The organism is Psychroserpens mesophilus (assembly GCF_050617655.1).
Lineage (GTDB): Bacteria > Bacteroidota > Bacteroidia > Flavobacteriales > Flavobacteriaceae > Psychroserpens > Psychroserpens mesophilus_A.
Genome location: NZ_JBODQC010000001.1, coordinates 943,025 through 954,488, shown reverse-complemented (window position 1 = coordinate 954,488; position 11,464 = coordinate 943,025). Strand labels below are relative to the sequence as shown.

11 protein-coding genes are annotated in these 11,464 nt (G+C 33.8%); 3 read left to right on the top strand and 8 right to left on the bottom strand.

The window, feature by feature from the left end; all coding sequences use genetic code 11:
• Positions 1-10 precede the first annotated feature (10 nt).
• The 7 genes from murD to mraZ all read right to left on the bottom strand — a co-directional run bounded on the left by murD (position 11) and on the right by mraZ (position 7,854).
• Positions 11-1,348 (bottom strand): UDP-N-acetylmuramoyl-L-alanine--D-glutamate ligase, encoded by a 1,338-nt coding sequence (murD, locus tag ACRHNM_RS04140; protein WP_431133948.1) that lies wholly within the window; start codon positions 1,346-1,348, stop codon positions 11-13.
• A gap of 79 nt (positions 1,349-1,427) precedes the next feature.
• Positions 1,428-2,663 carry a phospho-N-acetylmuramoyl-pentapeptide-transferase gene (mraY, locus tag ACRHNM_RS04135; protein ID WP_431133946.1) on the bottom strand — a complete coding sequence of 412 codons (1,236 nt, stop codon included), beginning with the start codon at positions 2,661-2,663 and terminating at the stop codon, positions 1,428-1,430.
• Between the two features lie 58 nt (positions 2,664-2,721).
• Positions 2,722-4,185, bottom strand: a complete 1,464-nt coding sequence (locus ACRHNM_RS04130) for a UDP-N-acetylmuramoyl-L-alanyl-D-glutamate--2,6-diaminopimelate ligase (RefSeq protein WP_431133944.1) — start codon at positions 4,183-4,185, stop codon at positions 2,722-2,724.
• Positions 4,185-6,131, bottom strand: coding sequence for a penicillin-binding protein (locus tag ACRHNM_RS04125; RefSeq protein WP_431134023.1), 1,947 nt, complete (start codon positions 6,129-6,131; stop codon positions 4,185-4,187). Before ACRHNM_RS04125 ends, ACRHNM_RS04130 begins: the two co-directional genes overlap by 1 nt.
• Before the next feature lie 58 nt (positions 6,132-6,189).
• Positions 6,190-6,507 (bottom strand): FtsL-like putative cell division protein, encoded by a 318-nt coding sequence (locus ACRHNM_RS04120; RefSeq protein ID WP_431133942.1) that lies wholly within the window; start codon positions 6,505-6,507, stop codon positions 6,190-6,192.
• Positions 6,504-7,400 carry a 16S rRNA (cytosine(1402)-N(4))-methyltransferase RsmH gene (rsmH, locus tag ACRHNM_RS04115; RefSeq protein WP_431133941.1) on the bottom strand — a complete coding sequence of 299 codons (897 nt, stop codon included), beginning with the start codon at positions 7,398-7,400 and terminating at the stop codon, positions 6,504-6,506. Before rsmH ends, ACRHNM_RS04120 begins: the two co-directional genes overlap by 4 nt.
• Positions 7,387-7,854, bottom strand: a complete 468-nt coding sequence (mraZ, locus tag ACRHNM_RS04110) for a division/cell wall cluster transcriptional repressor MraZ (RefSeq protein ID WP_431133939.1) — start codon at positions 7,852-7,854, stop codon at positions 7,387-7,389. The genes rsmH and mraZ overlap by 14 nt, the downstream gene beginning before the upstream one ends.
• A 296-nt stretch (positions 7,855-8,150) precedes the next feature.
• Here mraZ and ACRHNM_RS04105 point away from each other — a divergent pair, with 296 nt between their 5' ends.
• The 3 genes from ACRHNM_RS04105 to ACRHNM_RS04095 are packed head-to-tail and all read left to right on the top strand — an operon-like array spanning position 8,151 to position 10,372.
• Complete coding sequence (locus ACRHNM_RS04105; protein ID WP_431133937.1) at positions 8,151-8,915, top strand: alpha/beta fold hydrolase; 765 nt, start codon at positions 8,151-8,153, stop codon at positions 8,913-8,915.
• A gap of 29 nt (positions 8,916-8,944) precedes the next feature.
• A complete protein-coding gene (gene yihA, locus ACRHNM_RS04100; RefSeq protein WP_431133935.1) occupies positions 8,945-9,553 on the top strand; it encodes a ribosome biogenesis GTP-binding protein YihA/YsxC in 609 nt (202 codons plus the stop codon).
• Between the two features lie 9 nt (positions 9,554-9,562).
• Positions 9,563-10,372 (top strand): sulfotransferase family protein, encoded by an 810-nt coding sequence (locus ACRHNM_RS04095; RefSeq protein WP_431133933.1) that lies wholly within the window; start codon positions 9,563-9,565, stop codon positions 10,370-10,372.
• Here ACRHNM_RS04095 and ACRHNM_RS04090 read toward each other — a convergent pair.
• Positions 10,369-11,463 (bottom strand): ABC transporter permease, encoded by a 1,095-nt coding sequence (locus tag ACRHNM_RS04090; RefSeq protein ID WP_431133931.1) that lies wholly within the window; start codon positions 11,461-11,463, stop codon positions 10,369-10,371. The two genes, ACRHNM_RS04095 and ACRHNM_RS04090, sit on opposite strands and share 4 nt — an antisense overlap.
• Position 11,464 lies beyond the last annotated feature (1 nt).

Below are 11,464 nucleotides of genomic sequence, written 5' to 3'. Positions count from 1 at the left end.
ATTATTGTTTTTATAAATTTCTCACGGCATCTTTAAACTGACGACCTCTATCTTCATAATTTTCGAACAAATCAAAACTGGCGCAAGCAGGTGACAACAGCACGTTATCTCCAGATTTTGCAATTTTATAAGCAATTTTCACAGCTTCGGTCATGTATTGAGTTTCAACAATAATATCGACCATGTTTCCAAAGTTTTTCAGTAGCTTTTCATTATCAACTCCCAAACAAATAATGGCTTTAACCTTTTCGTTTACAAACTGAAATAACTCTTGATAATCATTCCCTTTATCTTGTCCACCAACAATCCAAACCGTTGGCGCATCCATACTTTCCAAAGCATAATAGGTTGCATTCACATTGGTTGCTTTTGAGTCGTTAATGTATTGTACTTTATTGATTTTAAGCACGTGTTCTAAACGATGCTCTACACCTTGAAAATTCTCCAAACTTTCACGAATGGTTTGTTTTCTTATTTTTAATAAGTGTGCTACTGTTGAGGCAGCCATGGCGTTTTTAATGTTGTGTTTTCCCTCTAATGCTAAATTTGCTGTCGGCATAATTATCTGGTTGTTATCTATTGTTATTTTTATATTGTTTTGATCTAAATACGCACCATTATCAATTTGTTTTGTTAATGAAAATGGCAATAATGTGGATTGAACAGAATGTTGTTGTAACCAGGATTCAATAACTTCATCATCGGCATCATAGATGAAGTAGTCCTCTTTGGTTTGATTTTCAGCAATTCTGAATTTTGAAGCGATATAATTTTCAAAAACGTAATCATACCGATCTAAATGATCTGGAGTAATATTGAGTAAAACCGCAATTTTTGGTTGAAATTTCACAATATCATCCAATTGAAAACTACTTACTTCAAGCACATAGTTTGGATGATTTTTTTCCAGTATTTGCTTAGCGAAACTATCTCCAATATTACCTGCCAAACCCACATTTAATTCCTGTTTCAACAAATGATACGTTAAGCTAGCCGTTGTAGTTTTTCCATTACTACCTGTAATTGCAACTATGGTGGCCTCTGTAAAATTTGATGCAAATTCAATTTCAGAAATAACCTTAATTCCTTCTGCTCTAATTTGTTTTACTAATGCAGCTTTATCAGGAATTCCAGGACTTTTCATTACCAAATCTGCACTTAGGATTTTAGTTTCCGTGTGCTGACCATCTTCAAATTCAATCTCATTATGTAAAAGAACTTCTTTGTACTTTTCTTTTATGATTCCTTTATCAGAAACAAAAACCTCATAGCCTTTCTCTTTTCCTAAAAGCGCTGTACCAACACCACTTTCTCCTCCTCCTAGTATGACTAATTTTTCTTTCTTCATTTATATTGTCATTCTGCGCTACGATGCAACATCTATTTGTTATCTATTGGATTCCGTATCAAGTACGGAATGATAAAACTTATCTCAACTTGAGCGTCACAATGGAAAGTATTGCCAGAAAAATTCCAACAATCCAAAACCTAGTTACTATTTTACTTTCGTGATATCCTGACTTCTGATAATGATGATGCAATGGCGACATTTTAAATATGCGTCTGCCTTCACCGTATTTTTTTCTTGTGTATTTAAACCAGCTGACCTGCAAAATCACTGATAAGGATTCTGCAAAGAAAATTCCACAGAGCAACGGAATAAGCAATTCTTTACGAACTGCAATTGCTATTACAGCTATAATTCCTCCAATCGTTAAACTTCCTGTATCTCCCATAAACACCTGAGCTGGATAGGTATTATACCATAAGAATCCTATAAGCGCTCCCACAAATGCTGCGATAAAAACCACAACTTCTCCCAGTCTTGGTATAAACATGACATTGAGATAATCTGAAAACACGATATTTCCTGAAATAAATGCGAAAACAGCTAATGCAAAGACTATAATTGCAGAACTACCCGCTGCCAAACCATCAATACCATCTGTGAGATTTGCACCATTTGAAACTGCTGTTACTATAAAAATTACAATAGGAATAAAAACTAGCCATGCGTAATTTTTATACCCATCACCTATCCACGATACTAGCGTTGCATAATCGAACTCATTGTCTTTTACAAAAGGAATGGTTGTTTTTAAAGACCTGTTTTCTTCGGCATAAAACTCTCCAGATGAATTTTGGGTGATTAATTCATTTGAAAACTGAGGATTAATTTTTTCTTGTTTAATAGTAACTCCAGGATGAAAATACATGATTGCTCCTACAAAAATCCCCAAACCCACTTGACCTAAAACCTTGAAACGTCCTTTTAAGCCTTCCTTATCTTTTTTAAATACTTTGATGTAATCATCTATAAATCCAATAAGTCCCATCCATAAGGCTGTAACAATAAGCATTATGACATAAATATTATCTAACCTAGAAAGCAGAAGCACAGGAACCAGTGTAGCAATAATAATGATGATTCCACCCATTGTTGGTGTTCCCGCTTTTTCAACCTGTCCAGCCAAACCTAAGTCTCTTACTGTCTCACCTACTTGCTGCTTTTGTAAATAAGTAATGATTTTCTTTCCGAATATGGTAGAAATTAGCAACGATAATATAATTGCTAAAGCAGCTCTAAATGTGATAAACTGAAACACACTCGCTCCTGGCAATTGATACTGTTGTTCTAAATATTCGAATAGATAATATAACATTGATTAATTCACTTTTTACATTAAATACACTGAAACTTTATTCAGTGTGACAATGGACTTATTTCTGTAATTGTTTTAAAAATTCCTGTACGATTTGATAATCATCAAAGTCAAACCGTTCTCCTTTTATCTCCTGATAGGTTTCATGACCTTTTCCAGCTATCAAAATGATATCATTTGAATTAGCCATTTGGCATGCCGTTTTTATGGCTTGTTTTCTATCTGTGATTGAAACAACTTTCTTAAAATTTTGAGGTTCAACGCCTTTTTCTATGTCTTCAATAATTGTTTCTGGCTTTTCACTTCTTGGATTATCACTAGTAAAAATAACTTTACTACTAAGTGCAGAAGCAATGTGACCCATTTTTGGTCGTTTGGTTGCATCTCTATCTCCACCACAACCGACAACGGTTATAAGTTCTTCGTTTTTTGTACGAATACTATTAATCGTTTCTAATACATTTTTAAGCGCGTCAGGTGTATGTGCATAATCAACAATAGCTGTTATTTTTTCATCTGAAATTAAATATTGAAAACGACCACTTACGCTTTCTAATTCGCTAATCAATCTTAAGATTTCAACTTTTTCGAGACCCAACAATTCAGCAGTTCCATAAATTGCCGCTACATTATAGGCGTTAAAAGTACCAATGAGCCTTGTCCACAGCTCACTATCATTAAGTTTTAATAGCAATCCGCTTAACTCATTCTCGAGAACCTGAGCTTTATAGTCTGCATGCGTTTTTAAAGCATATGTATATGTTTTAGCTTGGGTGTTTTGCAGCATCACCAAACCATTTTTATCATCAATATTCACTAAAGCGAAAGCCTGTTTTGGCAAGTCATCAAAAAACGCTTTTTTAACATCTCTGTATTCAGCAAAGGTTTCATGATAATCTAAATGATCGTGAGATAAATTGGTAAATACACCTCCTTCAAACTGTAATCCTTCTGAGCGTTTTTGGTGGATTCCGTGTGAACTAACTTCCATAAAACAAAACTCTACACCAGCATCATTCATTAATTTTAAATACTTATTAATGGTTAACGAGTCTGGAGTTGTGTGCGTAGCTTTATACTCGGTGTTATCAACCATAATTTTTACAGTAGATAACAAACCAACTTTGTATCCCGCTTTTTTGAACAGTTGATACAATAATGTTGTTACAGTAGTTTTTCCATTGGTTCCTGTAACACCAACCAATCTTAAATTACTCGAAGGATTTTCATAATAATTAGAAGCCATGAAAGCTAGTGCACTACTGGTGTTTTCAACTTCGATATAAGTAATGCCGTTTTTAAGATTATTTGGCAGTGCTTCACAAACCACAGCGATAGCTCCTAATTCGACAGCCTTATCAATATAATCATGACCATCAACGGTTGTTCCTTTTACCGCAACAAAGACATCTCCATTTGAAACTGCCCGAGAATCAAAATGAATGGTGTTTACAACAACACCAGTGCTTCCAACAACAGCATTGATTGGAACTTTATATAGTATGTCTTTTAATTCTGCCATTAAATATCTAATACAACTACTTGATTTGATTTAACTTTTACTCCTTTTGTTATCGATTGATTTTTTACTATACCAACACCTTGAAGCTTTACTTTTAACCCCATATTTTCCAGAAGTGCCAATGCATCCATAGCTGGCAAACCAATAACATTAGGCATAATTGTTTTATAGGTGTTTGCGATGTCGTAGTAAGCCTCAAAAGATGTTTCAACTTCGGCATTGACAACTTCCAATGATTCAACTTCATCAATCAAAGGAGTTTCTGTATATATTTTTTGTGCTATTCTTTTAAATACAGGACCAGACACATCAGCACCATAATACCCAACTTTTGTACTTGGCTTATGAATGACCACAATACATGAGTATTTTGGATTATCTGCTGGAAAATAACCTGCAAAAGATGATACATACTTTCTATCCTTTCTCCACTCTTCGTAATTATGGTAATCTGTTCTTGCGGTTCCTGTTTTTCCTGCCATAGAAAAATTTTCAGAATACATTCTGGAACCTGTTCCACGAATCACTATATTTTTTAAAATATCTCTTATTTCTCCTAAGGTTTTATCTGAACAGATTTTTTGATTGAGCACTTCTTTTTCGAAAACCTCAACCTCTCTATCAAACTCTTTTACAGCTTTAATAAATCGTGGTTTTACCATTTCGCCATTGTTAGCGATTGCATTATAAAACGTTAGTGTTTGCAAAGGTGTCATTCTAAGATTATAACCATAAGCCATTGATGGCAAAGCATTACGACTCCAGTTTGTTTTACCTGGCTCAGCAATGTCTGGAATTCCTTCGCCTATAATTGAGATGCCTAAAGGCTCATGAAGATTCCATCCCTTCAACCTATTAATGAATTTTTTAGGTTGTTTAGCATAAGCTTCATCGATAATTGTGGCCAAACCAATATTTGATGACACTTCTAATGCGCGAGCTGCAGATATTTCACCATGACCACGTGAGTCACTAATCGTTCTTCCATAAAATCGTTTTGAGCCTTGGTAAGTGTTTACAACAGTAGAAGTATCAATTACTTTATCTTCTAATGCTGCTATAAATGCCATAACTTTAAATGTAGAACCAGGCTCGTGACTTTCTCCTACAGCATAATTTAATCGCTCATAATAATTTCCGTTTGTACTTCTTCCAAGGTTTGAAATCGCTTTAATCTCACCTGTCTTAACATCCATAACAACAGCACAACCATGTTCAGCTTCATAAAGTTCTAATTGCCTTAATAACGAATGATGCGCGATGTCCTGAATATTAACATCAATAGTCGTGTACACATCATAACCATCTTGAGGATCTACTTGGTTATAATCTACAATAGGTTTCCATTGTCCGTTACCAATTTTCTGTTTCAAACGAGAACCATTGACACCTCTTAAATATTTAACACCAAAGGCACCATCAATTCCAGGACGCGTTACATTACCATCTTCATCAACACGTTCATAACCAATTGTACGTTCGGCAATTCCTCCCATTGGATGCTCTCTTCTTGTTGTTTGTTCAACGATGAGTCCACCTTTAATTGCACCAAGTTCAAGCATTGGAAAATTTCTCAATCTGATGTAATCAGAATAGCTAATATTTCGTGCTAAGAGAAAATACCTGTTCTTATTAGACCTTGCTTTAGTTATAGAATTTTGATGATAACTTGAAGGTTTACCAGTATATTTAGACAACGAATCAGACAATGCTTTTATATATTTATTGAACGTAGCCTGCTTGGGCTGAATTGCATCAAGTCTGATATCATATTTAGGAATAGAAGTGGCAAGTAAACTACCATCTGCAGAATACACATTTCCTCTGTTCGCTGGAATTTCATGGTTTTTAACAGTACGTTCTTCCGCAAGTGCTCTATAATCATCGCCTTGAACAAACTGAATTGTACACAACTTAAAAACAACAGCCAAAGCGAAAACAAACATACATCCAGCTATGAAATACAATCTGTTTAATATGTTAGTTTCGGTTGTTGCCACGACTTCAATCTTGTGATTTTACTTTTATTTTTCTTGGTGGAATCTCTGATATGACGATTCCTTTATCTGCTACTTTTTTTATGATTGATGATTCCATTTTAAGTCTCATCAATTTTGATCTGCCATCAACAAATGCTGATCTTAATTCTTTTACTTCATTTTTAAGTCTTGCTATCTCATACACTTTTTGATCTGCGCTATGCGAACTAGCAATCATTATGATGGCTAAAAACGAAATAAAAATGATGATTCTCCAGTTTTTAAAAGAGTCATCACTCACTAAAAATTTACCTCTTAAAATGCTGTAAATATTTTTTTTCATAATTTTTCAGCAATACGAAGCTTTGCGCTTCTAGCTCTGTTATTTATAGTTATCTCTTCTTTTGTTGGAACAATTAAATTGCCTACTTTTTTTAAAGGCACTTCAAAGTTTCCAAAGACATCTCTTACAGGCTCTCCTTCAAACATCCCATTTCTTATAAAGCGTTTCACAAGCCTATCTTCAAGCGAATGGTATGAGATTAAACTCAATCTTCCGCCTTTAACTAAAACCTCTGGCGTTTGCATTAAAAACTCTTTTAAAGCTTCAATTTCCTGATTTACCTCTATTCTTATCGCCTGATAAATTTGAGCTAACACCTTATTTTCTTTTTTATGGTTTAAAAACCGTTTTAGAACCGCCTTTAACTGTTCACTTGTTTTTATTTCACCATTTTTCCGTTCTTCAACAATCACCTTTGCCATTGCTGGTGCCTGTCTTAATTCTCCATACTGAAATAAGACCTGCCTAATTTGTTCCTCTTCATATTCGTTTACCACATGATATGCTGAAATAGCATCATCTTGATTCATTCTCATATCTAAATCAGCTTCAAAACGTGTTGAAAATCCACGTTCAGCAACATCAAACTGATGAGAAGACACTCCAAAATCTGCTAGTATTCCATCCACTTCTTTCACGCCATAGAATCTTAAAAATCGTCTGACATATCTAAAGTTCTCATTGATTAATGTAAACCGATTGTCATCAATTGTATTTAAAAGAGCGTCTTTATCTTGATCGAAAGCAAACAGCTTTCCGTTAGATCCTAGTCGATTGAGAATTTCTTTACTGTGACCTCCACCTCCAAACGTTACATCTACATAAACACCATCAGGCCTTATATTTAAGCCATCGACAGTTTCTTTTAACAGTACAGGGTTATGATATTCCATCGTCATCGTCTTGTCCCATCACTTCTTCAGCTAAATCTGCAAAATCACCAGTAGCGTCATCAATAGCTTTTTCATATTTATCTTTATCCCAAATTTCAATGATGTTAATCGCAGAAGACACCACAACCTCTTTATTAATACCAGAAAAAGTCACTAAATCTTTTGGTATTAATAATCGGCCAGCCGCATCAACTTCTATCATTTTTAAACCAGCCGTAAAACGACGAATAAAATCATTATTCTTCTTTTTGAAACGGTTAAGCTTGTTGACTTTTTGCATTAACACTTCCCATTCACTCATAGGATAGAGCTCCAGACAAGGCTGAAAGACAGCACGCTTTAAGACAAACCCATTTTGCAAAACCGGAAGCAACTGTTTTTTTATCGCAGCAGGAAGCATAAGCCGTCCTTTGGCGTCCACTTTACATTCATAAGTTCCTATTAATGGGTTCAAACTGATTGATTTAGCACAATTAGCGATTTAGATTCAAATATATTGAAAATTATCCCACATTTTACCACTATCTTCCACTTTTGTTGATAAATTTTCGATGAACTGCAATTTTATCACTATTTAAACACCATATATAGTTGTTAAAAATTTAAGAATCAGACCTCTAAAAAATAAATATTCAATCCCAACAACATTGTTAATATCTCCTACTCATTCGTTTATCTTAGGTTGAAAAATTATAAGAATGTTTTAATTGAAATACCTATATTTGTTTTTGATCAAATGACCTATAATTAATGGCGCATCGTTTAAAAAAGGAAAAAGAATTCAGTTATATTGAAGTTGGAGAAGGAACTCCTATTATCGTACTACATGGATTGATGGGTGGATTAAGTAACTTCGATGCTGTTACCACTTTTTTTAGTAAAAAAGGTTATAAAGTTCTTATTCCTGCACTTCCTATCTATACGATGTCATTATTAAAAACGAACGTTAAAAACTTTGCAAAACATCTTCATGATTTCATAGAGTTTAAAGGTTTTGACGAAGTTATTTTACTAGGAAATTCATTAGGAGGACATATTGGACTTTATCACACTAAACTATATCCTGCAAAAGTAAAAGCGCTAATAATTACGGGAAGTTCAGGCTTATACGAAAGTGCAATGGGTGGAGGCTACACTAAGCGTGGCGATTATGAGGTTATTAAGAAAAAAGCGCAAGATGTGTTTTATGATCCTGAAGTAGCAACTAAAGAAATTGTTGATGAAGTTTATGAAACTGTAAACGACAGAAACAAACTTATAAAAACACTTGCTATTGCTAAGAGTGCTATAAGACATAATATGGCTAAAGACTTACCAAAAATGAGTCTGCCTGTTTGCATCATTTGGGGAAAAAATGATACTGTTACACCTCCTGAGGTTGCAACAGAGTTCAATGAACTTTTACCAGATTCGGATTTATTCTGGATTGACAAATGTGGTCATGCGGCTATGATGGAGCATCCTGATCAATTCAATGATATTTTATATTCTTGGCTTAAAGACCGTAATTTGTAATAGAATCACTTTCCCGAAAAATTTATGTTATGCTTATTAAAACTGCTGAATTCGTAATAAGTAATTCTGATGTTGATAGATGTCCGAAAGACCTTTTACCAGAATATGCTTTTATTGGGAGAAGTAATGTTGGAAAGTCTTCTTTAATTAATATGCTGACCAATCATAAAAATCTCGCAAAAACTTCGGGAAGGCCTGGAAAAACGCAACTTATCAATCACTTTTTAATCAACAAAAACTGGTTTCTGGTTGACTTACCGGGTTATGGCTACGCAAAGGTTTCAAAAACAGCAAAGCGAAAATTCCAGAAGTTTATCACTAATTACTTCGAAAAAAGAAGACAGTTAGTTTCAGCATTTGTTTTAGTAGACATTAGACACGAACCTCAAAAAATCGATTTGGAATTTATGGAATATTTAGGCATTAGTGAGATTCCGTTTTCTATCATTTTCACCAAAGCAGACAAGTTAAAGCCAAAGGCAATTGAACGTAATGTTGAAGATTATTGTAAAGAACTTTTAAAAACCTGGGAAGAGTTGCCTCAACACTTTGTAACCTCATCTTCAAAGGCTATAGGACGTGATGATGTACTTCAATTTATTGACGCTACAAATCATCAAATTAATGCAATGCGATAATTAGAAATAGTGACTGTAGACTTTTTACTTATTGGAGCAGCAAAATCGGCAACAACCAGCTTAAGTAATGCACTGTCACAACATCCCGACATTTGCTTTAGCAATCCTAAAGAACCTGAGTTTTTTTGTAAAGACAATTGGAGAAATAATTTAGAAACTTACCATTCATTATTTAAAAACAAGTCGGCAAAACTATATGGTGAAGGCTCAACAAATTATTCTAAATTCCCTCATTACAACAAGAACATCCATCATGATATTTTTGATTATAATCCCAATATGAAAATCATCTATATGATGAGACATCCATTAGAGCGCATTGTATCTCATTACGTGCATTCTTACAACCGAGGACATGAATCTATTGATGATATTAACACTGCATTAATTTCAAAAAGTCACTATACAGATACTGCATTATACGCCATGCAAATTGAACCTTATATTAATCTTTTTGGAATACATAACATATTGATGTTGTTTTTCGAGGATTTTATTTCAAACCCTCAACATGTCATTGATACGACTTTTAACTTCTTGGGTGTTGACTCCATTACAGTAAACAAAAAAGTATTAAACAGTAATAAAAGCTTTAATAGAAGTGTAATTCATCATAAATATGACCACCCAACAACTGTGTTTGAAAAGATAAGAAAGATTGTGTTTATTATTAAAAATTATTTCAACAGTGATTTCATTAATCGCAGACCAAATATCTCTTCAGAAACCAAAGCCTACATTATGAATACTATAAAAGAGGATATTCATAAAATAGAGAAATTAACCAATAGAGATTTATCATATTGGTTCGAATATTAAGTTTTCACATCTAGGGCATCCCTTAGCGCATTACCAATTAACATAAATGACATAACCAAAATCATAATACACAATCCTGGTATTAATGCTAAATAAGGCTTACCTAGAATAATATAATTGTAATGATCTTTAATCATTGCTCCCCAACTTGACATAGGTGGCTGTGCTCCTATTCCTAAAAAGCTTAAACCACTTTCTATAAGTATTGCTGCTGCAAAATTTGCTGCAGAAATCACAATAATTGGAGCCATTATATTTGGTAAAATATGTTTTGTTATAATTCTAAAATCATTAAAACCCAATGCTCTTGCAGCAGTAACATATTGCATTTCCTTTGCACTTATAATTTGACCTCTCACCACTCTGGCAACTTCAACCCACATGGTTAAACCTACAGCAATAAAAACTTGCCAGAATCCTTTTCCTAGAGCTAATGTAATTGCAATAACCAACAGCAAGGTAGGAATAGACCATGTTACATTGATTATCCACATGATAAAGGCATCAATCTTTCCTCCGTAGTAACCAGCAATACTTCCCATTATAATACCAATTACTAAAGAAATAAAAACGGCAATAAAACCAATAAAAAAGGAAATTCGTGAACCTATTAAAATTCGACTTAATAAATCTCTTCCATATTTATCTGTGCCAAAAACAAAAGTTTTTTCTTTTATAAAACGCTTATAATCGTTGCCAGGAAAGCGATTTAAATCAAGTGACTTTTCAACACCAATTAAACCGTCTGAGACATATTCGGTATATACTAACTTTTGATTATCTATTTTGTATTGCGCGATTGGTATTTGAGTATCGGTTACGTCTTTACCAAAGAAAATTTTAGAAAAGAAACTTTGCTCTATTTCTAAATCTGAAGGCAGTGTCAACATACTGACTTTAAAGCCTGGAGGTTTTGAGTGAATAGACAAATGCATTTGATTTGCATTTTTTGAATCGTCTGGTGCTATTACGTATGCAAAAACTGAAACAAATCCAATAATTACAATAAGCCAAAAACTTAAAACGCCCCAAAAGTTTTTTTTAAACTTTTGAAGCGCTAATTTGGTTAATGAGCCACTATTATTACTCATA